Here is a 25,396-nt window from a genome sequence, read left to right as displayed (position 1 = left end):
GGGAATAAACAGAGGTTTCATGCTGAATGTGTGGTGTACGCATAATTGATCCTTGATCTGGGAGCCTGAGCGTTCAAGCCGCTCAGCGACTTCAATGTCAGGTCCGATGCTATAGATCGCGCTTCCGACGACCAACCTGAAAAAGTCGTCGGAAATATCCCCTGCTTACCGCAAAACCCGCCATTTTCCGTAGGACGTCAACGCGAGATTCCTGCCCTCAGCCGCCGAAGTGATAACTCACGTCCAACCACCATTGCCGCCCGTACGGGTCATAGTTGCCGGTCGGGTAATACGGCCACCCCGCTGAATCATCGTGTTTGACCTGATTGAGCACGTTGTTCACGGTCAGACCGACACTTGCCCGGTCATTGAGTTTGTAACGCGCACTGGCGTTGAACACCGTCCACGGCGACAGACGCCCGTCTCCCGCGCCATTGGTGACCGAGCCGTAGCGAATGCCCATCAGCGTCGCCGTGGCTTTCTGATAATCCCAGGTCAGGCTGGCGTTGACCTTGCTGCGCCAGTCGTAATTGGTGCGTGAAGTACGCCAGTCTTGCGTCGGCGCTTCCTCAGATTCCTTGTAGTAATGCGAAAGCACCAGGGTGTAACCCAGCGCCGAACTGAACGCGCCGTACTGCCCGGCGCCCCAGCGGATGTTGCTCTTGAAATCCAGACCACTGACCCGCTCGCTGGCGGCGTTGATCGCGTTGACTCGCACGCGGTTCAACTGGTTCGGATCGACTGCGGCATTGCCGGCGTTGCGATCGATGCGCGCCAGGGTCGACTGGCAATTGGCCGAATTGATGTCCTGCGTACCGTTGCGGCACTCGTTCTCTTGTTGCAACAAGCGGTTTTCATCTACGGTGGTCAGCAGATCGTCGATCTCGACACGCCAGAAATCCGTGGAGAAATCGAAGTTGCGCGACGGCGACCAGACAAAGCCGTAGGTCCACGATTTGCCGCGTTCAGACTCCAGATTCGCCGTACCGCTCTGGGTGTAATCGACCCGCCCACGATCACACGCGCCTTCCACACCCTGGCTGCAACCGTAGTAATCGATCTGCGCCGGGTAGTAGCCGTTGCTGTCGGACTGATAGATGTAGTTCAGGTCCGGCGCACGGAAACTGGTGCCGTAACTGCCGCGCAGCAACAGGCTGGTGACCGGGCGCCATTCCAGTCCCAGGTTGTAGGTTTTCTGCTGCTCGGTGCGGCCGCTGAATTTGTATTGGTCCCAGCGTCCGGCGGCAGTCGCCAACAACGTATCGGTGACCGGAATGCTGAACTCGCCACCCGCCGCATAGCGCTTGCGCGAACCACCGGAACTTTGTTGTGGGCTCACGCCGTAAAACGTGCCGTCGTTGAGGCCGTCATCCGGGTCGACGCGGTATTCCTGTTTGCCCGCTTCCAGTACTCCGGCGAAGCCCACCGGGCCGGCCGGCAAGTCGAACAGATCACCGTTGACCGAAGCGTTGTAACTGGTCGACACCGATTTGCTGCTCTGGGTGAGGTTGCCGCGAAACTGCTGCCACTCCTGCGGCGTCAGCGGCCGGTCGAGCCGTGAAGCATCCGGGGCGAACACCGGATAACCGCCGCTGACACCGAGTTGCGGGCCGAGGTAAAAGCCCTGAATCGAAGACAGTGGCGTGTAGCGCGTGGTCCTGACGCTGCGATATTCCGAGCGGTTGGCCGCCAGATCGTAACTCCAGCCAGTGTCGGCGATCTTGTCCGAGAGGCCGAGGGTGCCGGTCCACGAGGTGTCGCGCCACTTGCTGTTGTTGCTGGTGCGACCACCGATTTCCTCTTCACCGAAGCGTCGATACCAGCGCTCCAGATTGCCGCTGTTCTGATTGATGAAATCCGGCGAGGTGAAGGTCGGCCCGCGCGTGTTGTTCTGGATATGGTCGAGGCCGTACATCAAATCGGCGAAGACCTGACCGCTGTCGCTGAAATGCCAGGTGCCACGGGTGTAGCCGTCGTAGTTTTCCTTCTGGGTCTGCACGGTCCAGTAATCGTTGTACATCTGGTCGGTGCGGCAGCGCCCGCCGCTGTTGACCAGTTTATTGTCGAAGGTGCCCTGATAAGCACCGCAACCCGGTCCCAGATAACGACTGTTGCTCAGGTCGCGGCGGTAACCGACGTCCGCCAACGGGCCGTTTTGCATAAAGCCACGGTCATCGGCCCAGATCGGATCACGGTTGGTCAGCTCCAGACCGAACAAACCGTCAAAATCCCCCCAACTGCCGCCGCCGCTGATCTGCAAACGCTGGTTGTCACCGCCGCCGCGCTCACTGGTGCCGCCCTTGAGGTTGACGTCGACGCCGTTGATCTTGTCCTTGAGGATGATGTTGACCACCCCGGCGATCGCGTCCGAGCCGTAAATCGCCGAGGCGCCGCTGCTGAGAATTTCGATGCGTTCGATGACCGCCGACGGAATGTTCGCCAGGTTGGTGAAGTTGACCTTGCCGTCGTACGGCGTCGGGTAGTCGGCCACGCGACGGCCATTGATCAGCACCAGCGTATGGTTCGGGCCGAGGCCGCGCAGGTTGAGCGCGCTGGCCGCCGGTTGCCAGGTGTTGCCGTAATCTTCGCCTTGGGTCATGCCGGTGTTTTGCGTCTGCGTCGCAAGGGCGTCGTAGACGTTTTTGTAGCCGCGCGCTTCCATTTCCTCGTGGGTGATGACGTTGACCGGCGTGGCGCCATCGCTCTGCGCGCGGGCGATGCGCGAACCGGTCACGGTGACTTTTTCCATGCGGTAATCGGCGCTGGTGACCGGTGCCACGGCAGTGACTTTCGCCGGCGCATCGGCTGCGCGAACGGTCAGGCCCTGAGCGCTTTGCTCGACTTGCAGGTCGCTGCCGAGCAAGGCTTTTTCGACTGCCTGCCGGCCACCCAACGCGCCGCGCACCGCCGCGCTGCGCTTGCCCTGCACCAGTTCTTGGCTGAAGGAAATCGGCACACCGCTCTGCCGCGAGATGCCCAGCAGCACTTCATCGAGCGGTCCGCTGGCGATGTCGAAAGTGAACACCGCCGCTGCCGATTCCTGGGCCACCGCCGCCAATGGACTGACGCCCAGCGCCAAGGCAGCGGCGAGGGTCAATCGAGGTAATTGTTGTTTGATTGAGAACATCGAAGGGTTTCCCTGTTGGAGGCATCTGCAGGGAATGAGCAGCGGGCCGGCTCTTTTTATAGGGCGGCGATTAGGCCAAGAAGTTATGGGTTTATAACCGCGCGTCGATGCTGACCCAGTACGGGTTGTGCCAGGTGACGCGGATCGGCAGCGAGCGCTCCAGCAACTGCAACGTACGATCGCTGTCGTCGAGCGGATAGAGGCCGCTGAGGCGCAGGTCGGCGACTTCCGGGCTCAGATGCAAGATGCCGCGACGGTAGCGGCGCAGGCTGTCGATGACCTCGCGCAGAGGCCGGTCGCGCACTTCCAGTCGACCTTGCACCCAGGCACTTTCCTGGCCACTGCTGCGCTCCAGCGCCAGCAACCCTGCGCCGTTGAACAGCAGACTCTCGCCGGCCGCCACCACTTGCCGCGCGCCACCTGCGGTGACCACTTCGACCTGCGAATGGAGCATCACCAAACGCGTCGAATCCTCGCTGTACTGCACGAGAAATTTCGTCCCCAGCGCACGCATGCGCCCGTGCTCGGTCTCGACCACGAAGGGTCGCGCCGACTCTTTCGCCACATCGACCAACAACTCGCCGCTGCGCAAAGCGAGCAGGCGCTGTTGGCTATCGAACAAAGGCACCACACGACTGCGCGCGTTGAGGGTCAGCGCACTGCCGTCGGCCAAGGTGAAGTCACGTCGTTCACCGGTGCCGGTCGACAACTCCCCCGCCTCCGGCAGCCAGCCGTAGCGCCGTCCGAGTAATCCGGCTAACAGCGCAACACCGAGCACACTCAAACTGCCGCTGATAAAGCGTCGACGACTCGACGGCGCATTGAGACTGTGCAGCAGGCTATTGCGCGGCACGTTGCGCAAGCTCGGGCTGCGCAGCAAATTCAGGCCGCCGCCCATCTGTTCGATGACCTGCTGATGCCGTGGATCGGCAAGCCGCCAGGCCTCAAACGCTGCCCGCTCGGCCATGCCTGCCTCGCCCGATTGCAACAGCGCCAGCCATTGTGCCGCCTCGTCGATCACCGCGTCGTCCGGCCTCATGCCTGCATGGCCTGATAGCAACGCTTGAACGCCTCGACCATGTATTGCTGCACGCGACTGGTGGACACCCCGAGGCGTTCGCCGATCTCGCTGTAGGTCAAGCCGTCGAGTTGGTGGTAGAGAAACGCCGCTTTGGCCTTGGCCGACAACCCGTTGAGCAAACGATCGACCGCCAGCAGCGCTTCGATCACCAGCGCCCGTTCTTCCGGAGACGGATGCACCGGTTCGGGCGCCAGCGCCAGACTTTCCAGATAGGCGCGTTCAAGGTCCTGACGGCGCCAGCCTTCGTACACCAGTCGCCGGGCGATGGTGGTCAACAGTGCCCGTGGCTCGCGAATGGCCGTGGGGTCCGGCAATGCCAGCACCCGCAGAAAGGTTTCCGAAGCGATGTCCTGCGCACTGTGCGGGCAACCCAACGTGCGGCCAACGGCAGCGCACAGCCAGCGATAGTCCTTTTGGAACATCTGCCCAATGATCTGGTAATGCGGGTTGTACCCACCCATGCCTTGCTCCCTGAAACGGGTCCCACCCGCTGCGAAAAACCATCGTTCTGCCGGGATCGTCCGGCTCTGATCAGGCGCGACTGTGCAATAGCCTCGAAGACATTTGAAGTAATAAAAAATCAGCACAAGCAAACCATTGAGCATAAGGCACTTGGTCGCCGCAGAAACATTGGCTGACACAACGTTGACCTCGGTCACTGGCGCGTGGCCGGCCACTGATTAATCTCGCGGCTCCATCGAAAGCCAGGGACGGCTCACCGAGAGCCCACGGCGAACCCACTCAAGGAAGAGCAAGCATGCGACCACTCAACATCATTCTGCTGTCGTCAGCGTTTAACGGCCTGACCCAACGTGCCTGGCTGGAACTGCGCGAGGCCGGGCACTCGCCGAGCGTCGTGCTGTTTACCGATGAAAACGCTGTATGCGAACAGATCGAACACAGCGGCGCGGATCTGGTGATTTGCCCGTTCCTCAAGGACCGTGTGCCCGAGGCACTGTGGAGCAATGCACAGCGTCCGGTGGTGATCATTCATCCCGGCATCGTCGGCGATCGGGGCGCCAGTGCCCTCGACTGGGCGATTACCAACGAGCTGCCGAGTTGGGGCGTCACCGCGTTGCAAGCGGTCGAGGAAATGGACGCCGGGCCAGTGTGGGCCACTTGTGAATTCAACCTGCCGGCGGGCCTGCGCAAATCCGAGCTGTATAACGGCCGGGTCAGTGATGCGGCGATTCGCTGCATACGCGAAGTGGTGGAGAAATTCATCGAGGGCTTTGAACCGGTTGTCCTCGACTATGCCAATGCAAAAGTGCGCGGGCGTTTGCAGCCGAACATGAAACAGGTCGACCGCAGTTTCAGCTGGCACGACTGCGCGCGCTTCATCAAACGCTGCATCGATGCCGCCGATGGTCAGCCCGGCGTGCTGGCCAGCTTGGCCGGCGGTCAATATTACGTTTACGACGCACACCTCGATTCGCGCAGCGGCGTGCCCGGCGAAATTCTCGCGGTGCATGACGATGCCGTACTCGTCGCAGCCGGCGATCAAAGCCTGTGGATCGGTGCACTACGGCGCAAACCGCAACCCGGCGAAGAAACCTTCAAACAACCGGCGCGGCACCTGTTGGCCGAGCAATTGGCCGACGTGCCGGTGCTCGACTGGTCGATCGCTACACAGCCGTTCAGTGATGAAGGCTATCAACCGCTGCGGTATCGCGAATCCGGCATCGTCGGTGAGCTGACATTCGAGTTCTACAACGGCGCCATGAGCACCGAGCAATGCCAGCGCATGGTCGCTGCGCTGCGCTGGGCCAAATCCCGTGATACGCAGGTGTTGCTGATCAAGGGCGGGCGCGGCAGCTTTTCCAACGGCGTGCATTTGAACGTGATCCAGGCTGCGCAGGATCCCGGTGCTGAAGCCTGGGCGAATATTCAGGCGATCGATGATGTCTGCGCAGAACTGCTGACGGCCCGGCAACTGGTGGTCAGCGGCGTTACTGGCAACGCCGGCGCCGGTGGCGTGATGCTCGCACTGGCCGCCGATATTGTGTTTGCCCGCGCCGATGTCGTGCTCAATCCGCATTACAAGAGCATGGGTTTGTATGGCTCCGAATACTGGACTTACAGCCTGCCCCGCGCCGTCGGCCCGGCGATGGCCGAGCAACTGACTCAGGCGTGCCTGCCGGTGAGCGCGGTGCAGGCGTGGCAACTGGGCATGGTTCAGGAAATCGGCCCGCGTTGCCCGGATGAGTTTTCGTTATGGTTGTTGCAACGGGCCAACGGCGTGGTGAGCGATCCAGCCTATGCCGCGGTGCGTGAGCGCAAGGCGCGGGTTGATCAGGTATTGATCCAGCAGTGTCGCGAAACCGAGTTGCAGGAGATGCAGGAAGACATGCTCTACAACCGCAATCAGTTTGCCGAGAAGTGCCGAAATTTTGTCTACAAGCGCAAGGTGTGTGGCACGCCGGCGCGGTTGATCGAAGAGTGGGCGCGGGTGCGTTTGACCGAGTTGGCCAGTTGATTTTGGCGGTGACTGCTTTCCCCTCACCCTAGCCCTCTCCCAAGGGAGAGGGGACCGATTGGGGGATGCTGTAGAGGTTCGCCGACATGAACGATCTCTACTGAATCCATAATCGCCTCGATCTTTCAGGTCGATGTATGACGCAAGACACCTCGGTCAGTCCCCTCTCCCAAAGGAGAGGGAACCGAGCCGGGGATATTGGAGATCTACACCGATGTGAGATTCATGTTCTGAATCCATAATCGACCCGATCTTTCAGGTCGATGTATGACGCCAGACACCTCGGTCAGTCCCCTCTCCCTCGGGGAGAGGGTTAGGGTGAGGGGCTTTTGCCTTTACAATGCCCGACACCTCAAACACCGGCCCGCCCATGGACATCGATCTCGCTCGCACCTTCCTGGAAATCGTCCGCCACGGCAGCCTCGCCGCGGCCGCGCAGAAGCTGTTCGTCACGCAAACGGCGATCACCGCCCGGGTGCAAAAACTCGAAAGTCAGCTGGGCAGTACGCTGTTCGTGCGCAACCGCGCCGGGGCGAAACTGACGCCCAATGGCGAGGCCTTCGTGGTCTACGCCAATCAACTGGTGCAGACCTGGGAAGCCGCGCGCCGCGATCTGCCGCTGCCCGAGGGGTATCACAACGTGCTGCACATCGGCGGCGAAGTCAGCTTGTGCAACCCGTTGATGCTCAGTTGGGCGGCGGAGCTGCGCGAGAAAATTCCCGGGCATGCCCTGCGCATGGAAATCCGCGACGGCGAAAACCTGCTGCGCCAGCTCGAACTCGGCGTGCTCGACGCGGCGCTGGTCTATCAGCCGGAATACTGGCCGGGATTGCAGGTCGAGCAAGTGCTGGAAGAAAAACTGATTCTGGTGCGTGCGCCCGATCGTCCCGATCCCTACGTCTACATCGACTGGGGCCCGGACTTCCGCCGTCAGCATGACGCCGCCCTGCCGGAAAAAGCCAAAGCGGCGCTAAGCTTCAACCTCGGCCCACTGGCCCTGCAATACATTCTCGAACACGGCGGCAGCGGCTACTTCCGCACCCGCGTGGTACGCACCTATCTGGAAAGCGGCGCCCTGGAAGCAGTGACCAAGGCCCCAGAATTCGGCTATCCGACTTACCTGGTCTACTCACGCGACCGCGATTCGGCGACGCTGCAACAAGCCTTCCACCTGCTGCGCGAAGTGATCCGCACCGATGACGACTGGTCGCAACGCTGGAACCCGCTGAGTTGACTTTACTTATTTTGCCACTAATTGTGAGGTCCTCTGCGACTAAAAGCGGCATTAGCTTGAACCGTCCAAAAAATGAATATCGTTGATCACGTTTTCGGCGATCAGCTACTGTTTTCGGAGTTTTCCATGATGAAAGCTCTAGACTGAGCGATGGCAAAATAGTAGCGTCAAATAGCTACAGAGAGTCTGATCTCCGAGAAAATCCAGCTCCGTAGCAATCATAAAAACTGAAAAGCATACCAAAAGGACAAGGTCATGACAAAAACAGTAAGCTTTATAAATCTCAAAGGCGGCGTTGGAAAAACCACTACAACAGTAAATATTGCTGCAACACTTGCAACGGACGGCTACAAAGTTTTAGTAATTGACTTAGATCCACAAACCAACGCCACAGTTTCGCTTATAGATCAAGAAGAGTGGCAAGAGCGACATGACAGCGGACAAACTCTTTACCACATGTTCAACGACATGCTAAAAGGAGAAAGTCAATTCGATATAGACAAAGCAATCCTACAAGACGTGGCAGACATCGAAGGTCTAGACCTGCTGCCATCAAGTATACATCTGGTTGAGATTCAAGACGACATCCCTGACATGGACAACAAAGCATACGTTAGCCATGTAGACGTACTCGGAAACATCATCGAAAACATCAAAGTAGACTACGACTATATATTAATCGACTGCCCTCCAAACTTGGGAGCAATCACTTTAAACGGCATTAGCATAAGCGATTTTTATGTTGTTCCAACAGTCCCGGACATCCTATCCAAAATTGGCATTAGCTTAATTCTAAATAGAATCAATTCCTTCAAAAAAAGAAAGCACAGCTGCAAAATCGATTTGGCGGGCATAATCTTTACTAAAGTCGACTACAGAACGAATTTACATAAGTCCACTATGACTGAACTTCGGTCCGGCGATAATAGTGAAGTCGTTTTCGAAAATGATTTCCCTCAACGAATTTCTGTGGCTGAGGCTCCAGTTGACTCTAGGCCGTTCATAACTTCCGCTACCGCAAAAAGAAAATCGGACTTTCAAGATACGAAAAACATTATTACGAATCTCACTGACGAATTCGTTCGTCGGGTAGGAGTATAGTGCATGAAAAGCATCAACAAAAAAGATATCGAGATATTTGGAAAAGTCCTTTCAGAACTAGGAACGACTTTGGAGGAGAATCCAGAAATCCTTCTGAACCTCCTAAGACCGTACTACGAAAAGAACCAGAAAGAGCAAAAAGAAAAGGAAGTGGTTCGAGAGGAAATCCAGAACCTCAATATTTTTGAAGCATTCAAAGAAAAAAAGAAAAGCGAGATCGAGAAAGAATTGATTACAATGAACAAAGAAGAACTAAAATACATCATCAAAAAATACAGCATTGGAGCCACAAAACTTACATCCAATGAAAAACTTTCAGAGTTTATCGCAGACCACGTAACAAAAAGAACTAAGGACGTCTTCATCAATCAAGAATAAATGAAAAATGGCTGCGTACCCAAACCGCTCGCAGCCAGTTCAACAACATACAACCAGCGACAAAAAATACGAAAAAAATCAACTCAAAAGAAAGGCAGTTTTGCACCGGAGCATGGCGCATGTGACACCGAGGTCCGGCCTGCACAAACGGCCGGATCGGCTAATCTGCCGGGTATAACAACAATACCCGCAGGTGACGCAGTGAGGCAGACCACCGAGACATTCCGCAGCCGTTACCGCGCGGCCATTCATCCGCTGTACAACCCGTGGCTGCACGGCGCCTTCGTGCTGCTGTTCGGCGTGCTGGCCATAGGTGCGTTCTGGAGCAGCGTGCAGCAGGTCAGCCTGCTGGAATGGCTGACGCTGCCGTTGACCCTGCTGCTGTTCAATTTCGGCGTGTACATGGTCCATCGCCATCTCGGTCACCACAAAAAAACCTTCGCAAAAATGTTCTACGCCCGGCATGCCGGCGATCATCACAGTTTCTTCACCCCCGACCACATGACCTACGACAGTGCCCGCGACTGGCGGGTGATCCTGTTCCCTGCCTGGCTGATCGTGCTGCACACACTGCTGATTACCCTGCCGCTGTGGTGGCTGTTGGCACAGGTAAACGCCAACGTCGCCGGACTGTTCGGCGGCTGCATGGTGCTGGGTTATCTGACTTACGAGGTGTTTCATGCCTGCGAGCATTTGCCGGCAGACAATCCTCTGGCGCGCCTGCCATGGATCCGCCAGATGCGCCGCTTGCACGAGCTGCATCACCGCCGCGAGCGCATGCAGCAGAGCAATTTCAACATCGTCCTGCCGCTGATGGACTACCTGTTCGGCACCCTTTACTGGGAGCCGGAAACCGCCCCTTTGAGCTACGCGAGAATGCCCATGACCCGCATGCAGCACACCGTCGATATCGCTGGCGAACCCAATGCTGTGCTTGCCTACGCCGCCAGTGTCGGTCGCTGGCCGGAGTGGCACCCCTCGTCGCTGAAGATCGACGGCGCCCACGGCCCACTGCATGCCGGCTCGCGCTTTGAAGAGGACATTCACGCGGGTGGACGTGAAGGCCATTTAAGCTGGGAAGTCACTGAGTACTTGCCCGGCTGGCGCTGGTGCGCGCGGGCGCAAGGTGATCATGGATTATCGCTGCTGTTGACGTATGAATGTACCGCCGAGGGCAGCGGCACGCGGTTCGTGCGCACGCTGGATTATCGCTTCGACGGTTTGGCCATGCGCATCGCCAATCACCTGCTGCTCAAACGCCGCATCGAGCGCGAATCCGCCGCGTCGATGCTGGCGCTGCGCGACATGGCCGCGCAATACCTGGCCTCGGCGAGGGCCAGCGCGTGAAGCTACGACATCTGCTGTTGCTGCTGGTGCTCATCGTCATCGCGTTCTTATTGTTGATGCCCACCAAAGTCGAACCGGTGGCCTGGACACCGCCGCCAGCACCTTCGCTGACAGAAGGTATATATGCCGAGAACCAGAAACTCAAAGGCATAGCGCAGGTCGGGCCGAGCGACATCGAAGGGCCAGAAGCCTTGCTGCTGGAAAGTGACTTTTTGATCACCGGCCTGCACGACGGCCGACTGATCCGCACCAGCCTCGACGGCCAGCAACGCAAAGTACTCGCCGACACCGGTGGCCGTCCGCTGGGCTTGGCCCGACATCCGAACGGCTTGCTGGTGATCGCCGACGGGGTCAAGGGTTTGCTGTCCCTTGATGCGCAAGGTCAGCTGGTTCCTTTGACCACGGAGGCCAATGGACTGGCCTTCGGTTTTACTGATGACGTGGCCATCGACAAGTCAGGGCATTACGCCTATTTCAGCGATGCTTCCAGTCGCTGGGGTTATGGCCATGACGGCGAGGCGGTCATTGAGCACGGCGGCGATGGACGTCTGCTGCGCTATGACTTTCAGAGCGGCAAAACCAGTGTGCTGCTCGATAAGCTTGAGTTCGCCAACGGCGTCACCCTCGGCCCGGACGATGCCTATGTGCTGGTCAACGAAACCGGCGCCTATCGTATCAGCCGTTACTGGCTGACCGGGCCGAAAGCCGGTACTCATGACCTGTTTATCGACAACCTGCCGGGGCTGCCGGACAACCTCGCGTTCAATGGCAGTAACCGGTTCTGGGTGGCGTTGTATGCGCCGCGCAATGCTCTGCTTGATGGCACCGCCGGGCATCCGTTCGTGCGCAAGATGATCGTGCGGGCGCTGACGGTTTTGCCTAAACCGGAGGAGAAGCGCGGGTTTGTGCTGGGGCTGGATCTGGACGGCAAGGTGATTGCCAATTTGCAGGACGCGAGCAGTGGCAATTACTCGCCGATCACCACGGTGCGCGAGTATGGGTCGTGGTTGTATTTTGGCTCGTTGAAGGCGACGCATATGGCACGGATGCCGTTGGATGCGGCCCTTAAGTGAACCTGATCTTTTTGTGTTGCATGGACTGACGCCTTCGCGAGCAGGCTCGCTCCCACATTGGATTGTGTTGACCACAAATGCTGTGGTCAGCCGAGAACCTTGTGGGAGCGAGCCTGCTCGCGAAAGCGGTCTGTCAGTTACTCGATTTATCGAACTTGTCCGGATCTTCGTCTTCAGGCAGATCCTCATCCGGCTCTTCGGGATTGGCCGTGGTATGCGCCGGGCTATTGGGTTCGGGATGCGTGGGAACCGGGTCGAATGCGCCCTGCTCTTCACTGGGGAATTTGGGATCGTTCATAAGGCACCTCGCAATGAGTCGGATGGAAGACTCTGTACATTCGAGGTGCCGCTCGTGGCTGTCGTTCCCGTCAATCCGCAACCGCAGGTCGGCGGATCAGGACGGAGCCTGCAAATGGCTGACGATTTCGTCTTTGACCTTCAGGCGCTTCTCTTTGAGCTTTTTCAATGCGTCGTCGGTGGGAGCATCTGAGGTGGCCGTTTCGGCTTTGACCACATCGGCATCGGCTTGGGAATACTTGTTGATCAGTGAATCCAATCGTGGATCCTGGATGCGTTTTTGCTGGATCTCTTCCTTCGTGCAACTCAAGTCCTGAAACAGGTCATGGGGAACCGGCATGGAACACCTCCGTCAGTTGATCGGCTGGCCAACGCGACCGATTGCGCTGGCCAGTTATCAGAATGGCCTCGGTTGCACGGTTCTGTCGACCACCTGTCAGACCAGCGGTGCCCGTTCGTCGCCCTGTCGCAAATGCGATCAAACCTTTGTTCCCCGCATTGCCTCCATTGCTTAACACCAACAAAAACTGCGTGGAGATACACCAATGGACGGATTCAACCTGCGTCATCTGGTTTTGGCTGTCGCTTTGAGCAGCGGTATGGGCAGCGCCTTCGCTGCGACTGACAATGATTTTGTCGATAACGCCGCGGCCGGTGGCATTGCCGAAATCGAAACCAGTCGTCTGGCCCTGGAAAAAAGTCAATCGGCTGACATCAAGGCCTTCGCCAATATGATGATCACCGACCATGGCAAGGCCAACGATGAGCTGGCGACCATTGCCAAAGCTAACGACATCGAAGTTCCGGACACCACGACGTTGGTCAAACAGGCCAAGGAAAAAATCCTCGAAGTGCGTGATGAATCTTTCGACGCGGCGTACGCCAACAATCAGGTGAAGGCGCACGAAGAGACTATTGAGCTGTTCAAGAAGCAAGCCAATACCGTGACCGATGACAAGGTCAAAGGCGCGACTGAACTGAAAGCGTTTGCGCAGAAAATGCTGCCGGGGCTGGAAAAACATCTCGCGGCTGCCAAAGAGCTGCAGGCCAAACATCCGAGCAAGTAAAAAGCCTTACCCTCACCCCAGCCCTCCCGAAACGTCGGACCGCCCGGAGGGAGAGGGCGCCGACCGAGGTGGATGTTCGAGTTACATCGACCTGAAAGTCTTGCTTCGAACTCAGGTTCTGAATAGCCCCCGATCGGCTCCCCTTCCCTTTGAGCAAGCGAGAGGGATTCGGGCGGGTTGAATGTTCGAGTTACGCCGACCTGAAAGTCTTGGGTTGAACGCAGGATTTGAACATCCCCCAATCGGCTCCCTTTCCCCCTCGCCCCCCTGGGGGAGAGGGCTGGGGTGAGGGGGATCGATCTCAGCAACACCACAAATCCAAAGCAAAAAAAGGCCGCATCCATAAGATGCGGCCTTGTCATCTCCACCGAACATCAACCGCCATCCGTATCAATATCGGCATCCGTCTCCTCCCCCGGTTTCGCCCGATCCGGCTGCGGTTCGAAGCCCGGACTGAATTCATTGTCGTTGTCCGTGTGCTTGTTCTTTTGATCCACCACCGGATCCGCACTCTGCGCCTGACCGTCATCGCCCTGTTGCTGCGTCGGCACCGCTTGCCCCGGCACCTGCGGGTCAATCGCCGGGTCGTTGCGGTTGATCGGCTCGGCGGAGGGTTTCTGCTGATTTTGCGATTGCTCGTTCATGACCACCTCGTTCGTCAAAACCAGCCCGGCGCAAACCCGCCGGGCCTTGAAGATTCGAAGCCTGCCCCACGCCAACGTTCAAAACTTCGCCGCGCCCGGCCACGCCGACTAGAGTTACCGGGACGTTCCTTGCGCCAGATCAAAAATATACGTGCAAGAACGAACAACTATTTCGAACGGCAAATGTCGATCACTTCGCGGCGATCATTTTCACGATCGCCCCCCAATTCGCGACGGAGCAACAGGCACATGGCAGCACTGCAGAACAGCACACTCGATGCGATGAAAAACAAACAAGCACAACTGCTGGGCGAATGGATCAACGGCCTGCAAGCCAGCGGTGCCACCCGCAACCTGAAAGACCACGATCTGCAGCAACAGACCACAGAATTCCTGCAACTGGTGGTCAGTGGCATCGAGAACGACAACGGCACCAACATTGCCGCACCGGGCTGGGAAGCCACCCGCCAGTTCCTCGAGAAGCTCTCCCACAGCCGCGCCTTGCTCGGCCAGGATTCGCAGCAGACCGCCAGTTTCATCTTCGCCCTCAAAGGCCCGTTGTTTAACCTGCTGCAGAGCCATTACAAAGACCAGCCGGCGCTGCTCGCCGAACAACTCTGGGAAGTCTCCGAGCTGCTTGATGCATTCGGCATGCACACCATCCGCACCTTCCAGAAATCCCGCGAAGCGGTGATCAAGCGTCAACAGGAAGAACTGCTGGAGCTGTCGACCCCGGTGGTCAAGCTGTGGGACGGCGTGCTGGCGCTGCCAATGATCGGCACCCTCGACTCGCAGCGCACGCAAGTGGTGATGGAATCGCTGCTGCAACGCATCGTCGACACCGGTTCGGAAATCGCCATCATCGACATCACCGGCGTGCCGACAGTCGACACCCTAGTCGCGCAACACCTGCTGAAAACCGTGACCGCAATCCGCCTGATGGGCGCCGACTGCATCATCAGCGGCGTGCGTCCGCAAATCGCGCAAACCATCGTCCACCTCGGCCTCGACCTGCAAGGCGTGGTGACCAAAGCCAATCTGGCCGATGCGTTGAAACTGGCCCTGACCCGTCTGGGTGTCAGCCTCGTCAAGACGGTATAAGCATGGAACGTATTCCGATTCTCCAGATGGGCAAGTTCCTGCTGGTGACCATTCAGGTCGACATGCATGACCAACTCGCCCTCACCTTGCAGGACGACTTGTCCGAGCGCATCAGCAAGACCTCGGCGCGTGGCGTGTTGATCGACATCTCGGCGCTGGACATGGTCGATTCGTTCATTGGCCGGATGATCAGCACGATCTCCGGCCTGTCGAAAATCATGGACGCCGAAACCATGCTGGTCGGCATGCAACCAGCGGTGGCGATCACACTCGTCGAACTCGGCCTGACCCTGCCCGGCGTCAGCACGGCATTGAACGTCGAGCGCGGGATGAAGCTGCTGCAGGAACGAGTAGACCGGCAATGACCGTACGCAGCAGCGGTACTCAACCCATCAACATCGAGCAGGATGTCGTGCTCGCGCGCCAGACCGCACGCAAGCTGGCCACCGAATGCGGGATGCGCCTGATCGACCTGACCAAAATGGTCACGGCGGTCAGCGAACTGGCGCGTAACACCATGGTTTACGGTGGCGGCGGCGACATGGACTGGCAGATCCTCGATGAGGATCACAAGGTCGGTCTGCGCCTGACCTTTCGCGACGAAGGCCCGGGCATTCCCGACCTGAAACTGGCGATGACCGACGGCTGGACCTCCGGCAGCGGCATGGGCCTGGGCCTGACCGGGGCAAAACGTCTGGTCGAAGAGTTCGAACTGGACACCGAGCCCGGCAAGGGCACCCGAATAACGATTACCCGATGGACATGAATATCAGCGGGTCGATGACCCAGGTTTTACTGATCGAAGACAGCAGCCAGATCGGCCACGCCCGCCGCACCGCGCAACAACTGGCCGAACAACATGGCTTTGACGAGCGCGATGCCGGACGCGTGGCACTGGTGGCTACGGAGTTGGCGAGTAACGTGCTCAAGCACGCGAGCCACGGTGAAATGCACCTGCGGGTGTTGCCGCGCGCCAATGGTTTTGGCATTGAACTGCTCGCCATCGACCGTGCTCAGGGGTTTGATCTGCAGGCCTGCATGGCCGACGGGTTTTCTACCGGCGGCACCCAAGGCATCGGCCTCGGCTCGATATCGCGTCAGACCGAAGTGTTTGATGTGTACGCCGATGCCCGTGGCGCGGTGTTATTGGCGCGATTTTATCCGCGCACGGATCGCGAGCCTGACATGCGCTTTGGGATAAGCCAGCACTCACTGCACAACGATCCGGCCTGCGGCGATGTCTGGCACCTGGCGTATGACAACGGCAGCGTCAGCGCGCTGATCATCGACGGCCTCGGTCATGGTGAAGAAGCCGAACGCGCCGGCCGCGCCGGAGCACAAACTTTCGCCCTGATGCCTTTCGCCGAGCCGGTGATGCTGATGGAGGACATGCACCGCGACATGATCGGCACTCGCGGTGGCGCTGTTGCGTTTGCCCGGTTCGATGCGCGGCGCGACAGCCTGACCTTTGCCGGCGTCGGCAACATCGGCGCCAGCCTGATCAACGCCGACAAGTCCCGAGGACTGGCCTCGCACCCAGGCATTGTCGGCGTGCAGTATCGGAAAGCCAGACCCTTTGACTATGCTCACGTGAACGGACATCTATTGATCATGTACAGCGACGGCTTGCAGTCCCGTTGGAATCTTCAAGACTACCCCGGTCTGGTGCACCGCCATCCCGCCGTGATAGCCAGCGTCCTGCACCGCGATTTCTGTCGCGGGCGCGACGATGTAACGGTGCTGGTCGTTGCCCTGGAGGCCGCCCATGGCTGAGTCGCCCATTCTGAGCAGTGCCGAACAGGCCGCACTGATTGCGCAGTTGCAGAGCGAGACTGCAGCCCTGCGCGAAGAACTCGATGAAACCAACCAAGGCGTGCTGGCCCTGTACGCCGAACTCGACATACAGGCTGAGGAATTGCGCCAGGCCTCGGACTTGAAAAGCCGTTTCCTGTCGTACATGAGCCATGAGTTCCGCACGCCGCTGGGTTCGATCCTGAGCATCAACAGCCTGCTCGCCGATGAACTCGACGGCCCGCTCAGCCCTGAACAACACAAGCAGGTGGCGTTCGTCAGCACCGCCGCACGCGAACTCAGCGACATGGTCGATGACCTGCTCGATCTGGCGAAGATCGAGGCCGGACGCATCAGCATTTCCCCGGCGTGGTTCGACATGTTCGACCTGTTCTCCGCCCTGCGCGGGATGTTCCGGCCGATTGTCGATGCCTCCGCCGTCGATCTGATTTTCGAAGAGCCTGTCGGTTTGCCGCGCCTGTACACCGACGACAAGAAACTCGCGCAGATCCTGCGCAACTTCATTTCCAACTCGCTGAAATTCACCACCCGTGGCGAAGTGCGGGTGTCCGCGCGGCTCGAAGGTGCAGACAAGGTGCGATTTGCCGTCAGTGACACCGGAATCGGTATCGCTGCCGAGCTGCATGGCGCATTGTTCGAGGACTTTTCCCAGGTCGACTCGCCGTTGCAGAAACGTCTGCGCGGCACCGGGCTGGGCCTGTCGCTGTGTAAACGCTTCGCCGCCCTGCTCGGCGGTGAAGTCGGGATGGACAGTGCGCCGGGGGTCGGCTCGACCTTTTTCGTGATCATCCCGTTGGCGATCGCTCTGGAGAACGTCGATGAAACGTGACATCCGCCTATTGATCGTCGATGACAACGTCGCCACCCGCTACGCCCTGCGTCGACGGCTGGAGCGCCACGGTTACGAAGTCCTTGAGGCCGGGACCGGCGGCGACGGGCTCGCGCTGATCGACAGCGAAGCACTCGATGCGTTGATTCTCGACGTCAATCTGCCGGACATGAGTGGCTTCGATATCGTGCGCATTCTGCGCGCTGATGCGCGCACCGCGCTGCTGCCGGTGATCCATGTGTCCGCGGCGTCGATCCAGACCGGCGACATCATCACCGGCCTCGACGCCGGTGCCGATGCCTACCTGATTCACCCGGTTGACCCGGATGTACTGCTGGCGACCCTGCGCACGCTATTGCGGGTGCGCGATACGGAAAATGCCCTGCGCGAAAGTGAAGCGCGGTTCCGCGAAATTTTCGCCAATGTGTCCGCGCCGATCGCGGTGCTTGATGCCAGCCTTAAGGTACATGAATGCAACCATGCCTTCGCGCAACTGATTCTCGACAATCGGGATCCGCAAGCCCTGCGTGAATGCTTCGCCGAGGACCAGAGCGCGATCCTCAATGAACTGCGCCTGCGCCTGGTCGATGGCGAGCGCTGGAAAGGCACGCTGAACATGCGTGTGCAGGGCGAGATTCGCGAGACCGAGTGGCAGATTTCCCCGTACCGCACGCCCGAACTGAGCCTGGTCTTCGTCGAAGACGTTACCGAGCACCGCCACCGCGAGCGCTCGCATCTGGCGCGTCTGGATGACACCACCACGCAACTGGCCAAGGAAGTCGCCGAGCGCGTGCGCGCCGAAGCGCAGTTGCTGCAAGTGCAGAAGATGGACGCACTGGGCAAGCTCACTGGCGGTATCGCCCACGACTTCAACAACCTGCTGACCGGCATCATCACCAGCCTCGAGCTGATCCAGAAACGCGTGGTCGATGGGCGTCTGGACAAGGTGCAGTTTTATTCCGAAGCGGCGCTGAATTCAGCGATGAGTGCCGCGTCCCTCACCCACCGCTTGCTGGCCTTTGCCCGTCAGCAACCGCTGGATACACGGCCGGTGGACATCAACGAGCAAGTCCGTTCGCTGGAAGAATTGCTGGTGCGCACCATCGGCGAACGGATCAACCTCAAGCTTGAACTGACCAACAAACCGGCCATCGCCCTGGTCGATCCGGTGCAGCTGGAAAGTGCGGTATTGAACCTGGTGATCAACGCCCGGGATGCCCTGCCGGCGGGCGGCAATATCTGGGTCAACACCTACGCCGCGTACTCACACGGCGATCCGAATCTGGCCGATGGCGCCTACGTGGCGCTGTCGGTGCGCGACGACGGTACGGGCATCGAGCACAACGTCATCGACAAGGTCTTCGATCCGTTTTTCACCACCAAACCGTTGGGCCAGGGCACCGGGCTGGGGTTGTCGACGATCTATGGTTTTGCCCGTCAGTCGGGCGGTGATGCGCACATCCGCAGCGTCGCGCGGCGCGGCACCGAAGTGACCATCATGTTGCCGGCCACCACCGATCCGACAGGCACCGACATCCCCGCGCCAGTGGTTGATCCGCAAGGTGGCGGCGAGCATGTACTGATTGTCGAGGACATGCCATCGGTGCGCATGTTTGTCACTGAAGTGCTGGAGGACGCCGGTTATCGCTGCACCCAGGCGGCGGATATCGAAACGGCGCTGGAGCGATTGCAGAATGATCCGTCGATCAACCTGCTGCTGACCGACGTTGGCCTGCCGCGCATGAGCGGCCGGGAATTGGCGGATGTGGCGCGGGATTGGCGAGACGGATTGCCGATTCTGTTCATGACCGGGTATGCGGAGACGGCGATCAATCGCCAGGTGTTTCTGGGCAGCGGCATGGACATGCTGGTCAAGCCGTTTCAGATCAGTGAACTGCTCGACAAAGTCCGCCGCACGCTCGATGGCGCCTGAGCCAATGCCTTCGCGAGCAGGCTCCCACAGATACTTCTGTAGATTACAGATCCAATGTGGGAGCGAGCCTGCTCGCGAAGGCGTCAGATCAGTGACTTCATCTGTGACTGACACTCCGCTTTCGCGAGCAGGCTCGCTCCCACAGGGGGCTTGTGGTGTACCCATATTCCGGGCTCACCGCAAAAACCTGTGGGAGCCAGCCTGCTGGCGAAGAGGCCAGTAACAGCAACGCAATTACCGCCTCAACGCCCGGGCCAGAAACGGCGCCGTCCGGCTCTTCTTGCTCGCCGCAACCTTCTGCGGTGTACCCGCCACGACAATCCTGCCGCCCTGATCCCCCGCCCCCGGCCCGATGTCGATCACCCAGTCACTCTGCGCGACCACGCGCATTTCGTGCTCGACCACAATCACCGTATGCCCCGCCGTCACCAGCGCATCCAACTGCTCCAGCAACCGATCGACATCACGCGGATGCAGCCCGGTGGTCGGCTCATCGAGCACGTACAAGGTCGCGCCGCGCTGGTTGCGCTGCAACTCGGTAGCCAGTTTGATCCGTTGCGCTTCGCCACCGGACAGTTCCGTGGCCGGTTGCCCAAGGCGCAGATAACCCAAACCAATATCGCGCAACACTTCCAGTGAACGGCGAATCCCCGCTTGCCCGGCAAACACCGTCACCGCTTCATCGACGGTCAGTTGCAGAACTTGGGCAATGCTCAAGCCCTCCCACAGAATCGCCAGGGTCTGCGGGTTGTAGCGTGCGCCATGGCAGGTCGGGCACGGCGCATAAACACTGGGCATGAACAACAATTCAACACTGACAAAGCCTTCACCTTCACAGGTGGCGCAACGGCCCTTGGCGACATTGAAGGAAAACTGCCCGGCGTCATAACCTGCGGCCCGAGCAGCGTCAGTCGCGGCGTAGAGCTTACGGACGTTATCGAACAACCCGGTGTAGGTCGCCAGATTGGAGCGTGGCGTGCGGCCGATGGGTTTCTGGTCGACCTGCACCAGGCGTTTGATCGACTCCAGCCCGGACGTGACCTGGCCGCTGCTGACCTGCGGGGCGTCGTCTTCGAGGCTGAGTTCTTCCGGTTCGCTTTCCAGCGTCGGACGCCCTAACTGCGCGCCAACCAGTTCCAGCAAGGCCTGACTGACCAGACTCGACTTGCCGGAACCGGACACGCCGGTCACTGACGTGAAGCAGCCCAGCGGGAATTCGGCACTGAGATTATTCAGGTTATTGCGAGTGATCCCGTCGAGTTTCAGCCACGCCGTCGGCTTGCGCGCAACGCGCGTCTGGCGCTGCGACTCGGCAAACAGATAAGCCCGCGTCTGCGACGCTTCGATCACGGCCAGACCTGCCGGCGGGCCGCTGTACAGCACCTGCCCACCCTGCTCGCCGGCTGCCGGGCCGACATCGATCAGCCAGTCAGCGCGTCGCATGGTTTCCAGGTCATGCTCGACCACAAACAACGTGTTGCCATCAGCCTTCAAGCGTTGCAAGGCCTCGAACAACGCCTCGCCGTCGGCGGGATGCAAACCGGCGGAAGGTTCGTCGAGCACGTAAATCACCCCGAACAATTGCGAACCCAGTTGCGTCGCCAGGCGCAAACGCTGCAGCTCACCGGACGACAACGTTGGCGTGCTGCGCTCCAGCGCCAGATAACCGAGGCCCAGATCGGTCAGGGTGCTGACGCGCTCCAGTAGATCCTCGGCAATGCGCTGCGCCGCCAGACGTTTTTCCAGCGACAGGTTTGGTGTGTGACGCACGTCCGGCGCGGAGCCGTGGCCGCTGGCACCATGGGCCACGCGCTGCTGGCGGGCCTCGCGGGTTTGCGCGTGGCTCAAGGTCTCGCCGGTTTCTTCAGCCTGCTGCAGATAACTGGCCGCCGCCACCGGCCGCAATACTTCGGCCACTTGCAACAATGGCATCTGCGACAGCTCACCGATGTCATACCCGGCGAACGTCACCGATAACGCTTCACGCTTGAGGCGCTTGCCGTCACACAACGGGCAAGGACTGCCGAGCATGAACTGCGAGACGCGTTTCTTCATCAGCGCACTTTGCGAATGGGTAAACGTGTGCAGGATGTAGCGGCGGGCTCCGGTGAACGTGCCCTGATAACTCGGTTCCATTTTGCGTTTGAGGGCGACGCGGGTTTCTTTCGGGGTCAGCCCGGCATACACCGGCACGGTCGGGGTTTCTTCGGTGAAGAGAATCCAGTCGCGCTGCTTTTTCGGCAGTTTTTTCCACGGGATGTCGACGTCGATGCCCATGGTTACGAGAATGTCGCGCAGGTTCTGCCCCTGCCACGCCAGCGGCCAGGACGCCACCGCACGTTGGCGGATGGTCAGGTTCGGATCGGGCACCATCAGCGCCTCGGTGACTTCGTAGACGCGACCGAGGCCATGGCACTCCGGGCAGGCACCCTGTGGCGTGTTCGGCGAAAAGTCCTCGGCATACAACATCGGCTGCCCCGGCGGATAACTCCCGGCGCGCGAATACAGCATGCGGATCAGGCTCGACAACGTCGTCACGCTGCCCACCGACGAACGTGTACTCGGCGTGCCACGCTGCTGTTGCAGGGCCACGGCTGGTGGCAGGCCTTCGATGGAGTCGACATCCGGCACGCCAACCTGATCGATCAGCCGTCGCGCATACGGTGCCACCGATTCGAAGTAGCGGCGCTGGGCTTCGGCATACAAGGTCGAGAAGGCCAACGAGGATTTGCCCGAACCTGACACCCCGGTGAACACCACCAGCGCATCGCGAGGAATGTCGATATCAACGTTCTTAAGGTTGTGTTCACGGGCGCCGCGCACTCGGACCATGCCGGCGGGTGCTTTGGAGGTGCGTTTGGAAGTCATCGACCTGCCTTGATAAAGGAATGTTCAGCACTCAGTTGCCGAGAACCACCCGAATCATCTGCAACAAGGCTTCGGGGCTGTACGGTTTGCCGAGCAAATGGGTGTCAGGGCTTAACTGGTGATTGCGCGAGATGATGTCGCGGGTGTGTCCGGAGGTGAACAGCACCGCCACCGGCGGCGTTTGCACCTTGGCCCAGGCGAACAGGTCGGAGCTTTTGATCAGCCCCGGCATGACCACATCGGTGAAGATCAGGTCGACTTCGGTGCCTTCCAGGAGCATTTGCATGGCCGCATCGCCGTGACCGGCGGTCAGCACGCGATAGCCCTCCTCGCGCAACAATTCCACCGCCGAAGCGCGCACCGCGTCGTTGTCCTCAACCACCAGAATCGTCTCGTGGCCGCCGCTCTGCTGCCGTTGCAGGTTGGGCGATTCATCAAGGATCGGGCGCAGGCTGCGCGGGAAGTACAACTGCACCTGCGTGCCCTCGCCGACGGCACTGGCAATGTCGACATGCCCGCCGCTCTGTTTGACGAAGCCGAACACCATGCTCAGGCCCAACCCGGTGCCCAGGCCATCGGCCTTGGTGGTGAAAAACGGCTCGAACACTTGCTCGAGAATCTCTGGCGCAATGCCGGCGCCGGTGTCGCTGACGGCGACGCGGACAAACTCGCCGGGGACGATGCCTTTGCCGGCACAGAATTCGCGGTCGAGGCGCACGTTGGCAGCGCTGAGCGCAATGGTGCCCTCGCCCTTCATCGCATCACGGGCATTGATCGCCAGGTTGAGAATGGCGTTTTCCAACTGGTTGCGGTCGACGTTGATGTGCCACGGTTTTTGCGGCAACTGCACGTTGATCTGAATGGTTTCACCCAGCGCCCGCTGCAGCAATTCGCCGACACCTTCGAAAATCTGCTGCGGGTTGCACACTGCTGGCGACAACGGTTGGCGGCGGGCAAACGCGAGCAGTTGCGAGGACAACTTGGCACCGCGCTCGACCGCCGCCAGCGAGGCACTGACCCGGCGCTGCACATTGGCGTTGTCCGGTTCGTGGCGGGCGAGCAAATGCAGATTGCCAGCGATCACTTGCAGCAGATTGTTGAAGTCGTGGGCGACGCCGCCGGTGAGACCGCCGATCGCTTCGAGCTTCTGCGACTGGCGCAACTGTTCTTCAGCCGCCAGCCGCGCCTCGACCTCTTCGCCCACGCGCTGTTCGAGGTTGCGGGTAAATTTGAGCAGCGATTCTTCGGCAATCTTGCGCTCATGAATGTCGATCAGTATCCCGGGAAAACGCAACGGCGCACCGTGTTCGTCGAACTCACACGCGCCACTGGCCAACACCCACGAATAACTGCCATCACTGCGCCGGACGCGATACTCGGCGTTATACGGCTCGCCGGTCTGCACGGAATGGGCGACCCGCTCTTGGACCCAGGCGTGGTCATCGGGATGGATGCGCGACTCGGCAATGTCCTGAGCGAGATTGCTCAGGTCGTGATCCGGCGGATACGAGAACGTACGGGCGAAACGCTCGTCTGCGGACAATGTGTTGTTTTTCACGTCCCAGACAAACGAGCCGAGCAAGGCCCCGGCATTCAGCGCCAGACGTACCCGCTCATTGTCAGCGCGGTAGGCTTGTTCCGCCGCCTGACGCCGGCGTTCGGAGTGCATGAATTCGGTGGTTTCCACCACCATTGCCATCACCCCGCCGGGCGCTCCATCATCATTGGCCACCGGGCTGTAATACAGATCCATCCAGACGTCTTCGGGGACGCCGTCGCGCAACAGCACCAATTCTTTGTTGCGGAAAGACAAAGTGCCGCCGGCCAGGCAGGTATCGACCACGTGCCGGTTGAAATCTGCGACTTCCGGCCAACCCAGCTCCACCGGCGCACCGAGTAGATACGGGTGCCGACCACCGGCAAATATCGAATAGGCATCGTTGTAGATCATGTAGCCGGCGCGGCCCCAGAGCATGACCATCGGCAGCGGCGAGGCCAGCATCAATTGCACCGCGCTGCACAGGCTGGCCGGCCAGCTGTTCAGCGGGCCGAGTTCGGTGTGGCTCCAGTCGAACGCACTGATGCGTCCGGCCATTTCGCCTCTCCAGCCGTCACAACCATGGCTATCGGATAAAAACTGCATCGACTGACTCAGTGTCCTGTGGTGATTGCCCGATAAATCGCGACGCCGTATCGACGCGACGCCCGTCTGTTTCGAGCGTCTGCAGTCGCATTGGTTTCATTTGAGGTATAGCCGATTTAATCTCCGCCTGAAACCTAAACTCCGATCAGGTGTTTGAGCGGATGGTAGCCAGTTTTCATTTTCGCGGCGACGTCGAGAATGGCCTTCTCGATACCGTTGAGATGCGTACAGGTCAGCTCGATGGCGGCGCTCTGATTGCCGGCCTCGATGTACTCGATCAGGCGCAGGTGTTCGTTGTCGCGGCAGACTTCATGGCTGTCGTCGTCCAGCGCGGCGGCGTATAGCGAGGCGCGGGAGATCAGCTTCTGGAACCAGTCGAGCAGCACCGGATTATTGAGGCTGCGCGCCAATTTGATGTGGAACTCGCCGAGCAGGTGAATCAAGCGTTCGTGATCACCCGCCGCGTGGGCTTGATCTTCGAGCAACAGGTGTTCGCGCAGGTCGTGCATCGCCGCGCCGTCCTTGCGCCGGCACAGTTCGGTGACGATGCCGATCTCGATCAGCCGGCGGGTTTCAAACAGCGAGCGGAGCTCTTCATTGCTCGGCAGCGACACCGATGCCCCTTTATTGGGCTCGGTGGTGACCAGCCCATCGGCCTCCAATTGCTTCAACGCGGCGCGCACCGACGTGCGGCTGACATTGAATAACTCGGCCAGCGAGGCCTCGCCCAGTTTCATCCCCGGGCGCAACGAACGCTTGCTGATCGCCTCGTAAACCCCTTGGTAGACGCGGTCGACCGTGGTTTCCAGTTTCTTCTCGGTCATTCGAACCCTCCTTTAGCGTCAGGCAACCAGCCCTTGGCGATGCCTGGCCATGGAAACGCAG

23 protein-coding genes are annotated in these 25,396 nt (G+C 59.6%); 14 read left to right on the top strand and 9 right to left on the bottom strand.

Going from position 1 to position 25,396, the window contains the following annotated elements:
- Positions 1-217: 217 nt before the first annotated feature.
- The 3 genes from HU718_RS13645 to HU718_RS13635 all read right to left on the bottom strand — a co-directional run bounded on the left by HU718_RS13645 (position 218) and on the right by HU718_RS13635 (position 4,669).
- Positions 218-3,127, bottom strand: a complete 2,910-nt coding sequence (locus tag HU718_RS13645; protein WP_186616013.1) for a TonB-dependent receptor — start codon at positions 3,125-3,127, stop codon at positions 218-220.
- A 91-nt stretch (positions 3,128-3,218) separates the two neighbouring features.
- Positions 3,219-4,166: a FecR domain-containing protein gene (locus HU718_RS13640; protein WP_150730704.1), complete on the bottom strand. Its 948-nt coding sequence runs from the start codon at positions 4,164-4,166 to the stop codon at positions 3,219-3,221.
- Positions 4,163-4,669: a sigma-70 family RNA polymerase sigma factor gene (locus HU718_RS13635; protein ID WP_034152323.1), complete on the bottom strand. Its 507-nt coding sequence runs from the start codon at positions 4,667-4,669 to the stop codon at positions 4,163-4,165. Before HU718_RS13635 ends, HU718_RS13640 begins: the two co-directional genes overlap by 4 nt.
- 296 nt (positions 4,670-4,965) lie before the next feature.
- Between HU718_RS13635 and HU718_RS13630 the strand changes: the two genes are divergently transcribed.
- From HU718_RS13630 to HU718_RS13605, 6 genes are all read left to right on the top strand, one after another.
- Complete coding sequence (locus tag HU718_RS13630) at positions 4,966-6,684, top strand: hydrogenase maturation protein (protein ID WP_186616014.1); 1,719 nt, start codon at positions 4,966-4,968, stop codon at positions 6,682-6,684.
- 370 nt (positions 6,685-7,054) lie between these two features.
- A complete protein-coding gene (locus tag HU718_RS13625; protein WP_007912548.1) occupies positions 7,055-7,918 on the top strand; it encodes a LysR family transcriptional regulator in 864 nt (287 codons plus the stop codon).
- Between the two features lie 255 nt (positions 7,919-8,173).
- The gene (locus HU718_RS13620) at positions 8,174-9,019 is read left to right on the top strand and encodes a ParA family protein (protein WP_186616015.1); all 846 of its coding nucleotides are present in this window, start codon (positions 8,174-8,176) and stop codon (positions 9,017-9,019) included.
- 3 nt (positions 9,020-9,022) lie between these two features.
- Positions 9,023-9,397 (top strand): hypothetical protein, encoded by a 375-nt coding sequence (locus tag HU718_RS13615; protein ID WP_186616016.1) that lies wholly within the window; start codon positions 9,023-9,025, stop codon positions 9,395-9,397.
- 201 nt (positions 9,398-9,598) lie between these two features.
- A complete protein-coding gene (locus HU718_RS13610; RefSeq protein WP_186616017.1) occupies positions 9,599-10,744 on the top strand; it encodes a sterol desaturase/SRPBCC family protein in 1,146 nt (381 codons plus the stop codon).
- Positions 10,741-11,817 (top strand): SMP-30/gluconolactonase/LRE family protein, encoded by a 1,077-nt coding sequence (locus HU718_RS13605; protein ID WP_186616018.1) that lies wholly within the window; start codon positions 10,741-10,743, stop codon positions 11,815-11,817. Before HU718_RS13610 ends, HU718_RS13605 begins: the two co-directional genes overlap by 4 nt.
- A gap of 133 nt (positions 11,818-11,950) precedes the next feature.
- Here HU718_RS13605 and HU718_RS13600 read toward each other — a convergent pair whose 3' ends face one another.
- Together HU718_RS13600 and HU718_RS13595 are read right to left on the bottom strand one after the other, a co-directional pair.
- Complete coding sequence (locus HU718_RS13600) at positions 11,951-12,115, bottom strand: hypothetical protein (RefSeq protein ID WP_007912545.1); 165 nt, start codon at positions 12,113-12,115, stop codon at positions 11,951-11,953.
- Positions 12,116-12,211: 96 nt separating this feature from the next.
- Entirely contained in the window at positions 12,212-12,454 is a 243-nt protein-coding gene (locus HU718_RS13595; RefSeq protein WP_150730709.1) for a DUF465 domain-containing protein, read from the bottom strand.
- Here HU718_RS13595 and HU718_RS13590 point away from each other — a divergent pair.
- The gene (locus HU718_RS13590; RefSeq protein WP_186616019.1) at positions 12,453-12,629 is read left to right on the top strand and encodes a hypothetical protein; all 177 of its coding nucleotides are present in this window, start codon (positions 12,453-12,455) and stop codon (positions 12,627-12,629) included. The genes HU718_RS13595 and HU718_RS13590 overlap by 2 nt on opposite strands.
- 30 nt (positions 12,630-12,659) lie before the next feature.
- On the top strand, positions 12,660-13,181 hold the full coding sequence (locus tag HU718_RS13585; protein ID WP_016983387.1) for a DUF4142 domain-containing protein: 522 nt from the start codon (positions 12,660-12,662) through the stop codon (positions 13,179-13,181).
- 374 nt (positions 13,182-13,555) lie between these two features.
- On the opposite strand, the gene HU718_RS13580 is transcribed toward HU718_RS13585, so the two are convergent.
- Positions 13,556-13,825 (bottom strand): hypothetical protein, encoded by a 270-nt coding sequence (locus HU718_RS13580; protein WP_150705602.1) that lies wholly within the window; start codon positions 13,823-13,825, stop codon positions 13,556-13,558.
- A gap of 249 nt (positions 13,826-14,074) precedes the next feature.
- Between HU718_RS13580 and HU718_RS13575 the strand changes: the two genes are divergently transcribed.
- The 6 genes from HU718_RS13575 to HU718_RS13550 are packed head-to-tail and all read left to right on the top strand — an operon-like array spanning position 14,075 to position 19,500.
- Positions 14,075-14,926, top strand: a complete 852-nt coding sequence (locus tag HU718_RS13575; protein WP_102901936.1) for an STAS domain-containing protein — start codon at positions 14,075-14,077, stop codon at positions 14,924-14,926.
- Positions 14,927-14,928: 2 nt separating this feature from the next.
- Complete coding sequence (locus HU718_RS13570) at positions 14,929-15,291, top strand: STAS domain-containing protein (protein WP_007912539.1); 363 nt, start codon at positions 14,929-14,931, stop codon at positions 15,289-15,291.
- Positions 15,288-15,692: an anti-sigma regulatory factor gene (locus HU718_RS13565; RefSeq protein ID WP_186616020.1), complete on the top strand. Its 405-nt coding sequence runs from the start codon at positions 15,288-15,290 to the stop codon at positions 15,690-15,692. The genes HU718_RS13570 and HU718_RS13565 overlap by 4 nt, the downstream gene beginning before the upstream one ends.
- Positions 15,689-16,699 carry an ATP-binding protein gene (locus HU718_RS13560; RefSeq protein WP_150752100.1) on the top strand — a complete coding sequence of 337 codons (1,011 nt, stop codon included), beginning with the start codon at positions 15,689-15,691 and terminating at the stop codon, positions 16,697-16,699. Before HU718_RS13565 ends, HU718_RS13560 begins: the two co-directional genes overlap by 4 nt.
- Positions 16,692-17,567 carry a sensor histidine kinase gene (locus tag HU718_RS13555; RefSeq protein ID WP_077573176.1) on the top strand — a complete coding sequence of 292 codons (876 nt, stop codon included), beginning with the start codon at positions 16,692-16,694 and terminating at the stop codon, positions 17,565-17,567. The genes HU718_RS13560 and HU718_RS13555 overlap by 8 nt, the downstream gene beginning before the upstream one ends.
- On the top strand, positions 17,557-19,500 hold the full coding sequence (locus tag HU718_RS13550) for a PAS domain-containing hybrid sensor histidine kinase/response regulator (protein ID WP_186616021.1): 1,944 nt from the start codon (positions 17,557-17,559) through the stop codon (positions 19,498-19,500). Before HU718_RS13555 ends, HU718_RS13550 begins: the two co-directional genes overlap by 11 nt.
- A gap of 234 nt (positions 19,501-19,734) precedes the next feature.
- On the opposite strand, the gene HU718_RS13545 is transcribed toward HU718_RS13550, so the two are convergent.
- From HU718_RS13545 to HU718_RS13535, 3 genes are all read right to left on the bottom strand, one after another.
- On the bottom strand, positions 19,735-22,368 hold the full coding sequence (locus HU718_RS13545; protein ID WP_186616022.1) for an excinuclease ABC subunit UvrA: 2,634 nt from the start codon (positions 22,366-22,368) through the stop codon (positions 19,735-19,737).
- 31 nt (positions 22,369-22,399) lie between these two features.
- The gene (locus HU718_RS13540) at positions 22,400-24,511 is read right to left on the bottom strand and encodes a PAS domain-containing hybrid sensor histidine kinase/response regulator family protein (RefSeq protein WP_150705606.1); all 2,112 of its coding nucleotides are present in this window, start codon (positions 24,509-24,511) and stop codon (positions 22,400-22,402) included.
- A gap of 134 nt (positions 24,512-24,645) precedes the next feature.
- The gene (locus HU718_RS13535) at positions 24,646-25,335 is read right to left on the bottom strand and encodes a GntR family transcriptional regulator (RefSeq protein ID WP_150705607.1); all 690 of its coding nucleotides are present in this window, start codon (positions 25,333-25,335) and stop codon (positions 24,646-24,648) included.
- Positions 25,336-25,396: the final 61 nt, after the last annotated feature.

Origin of the sequence: Pseudomonas tensinigenes, from assembly GCF_014268445.2 — a bacterium.
Taxonomy (GTDB): domain Bacteria; phylum Pseudomonadota; class Gammaproteobacteria; order Pseudomonadales; family Pseudomonadaceae; genus Aquipseudomonas; species Aquipseudomonas tensinigenes.
This window is presented reverse-complemented; position numbering and strand designations above follow the sequence as displayed.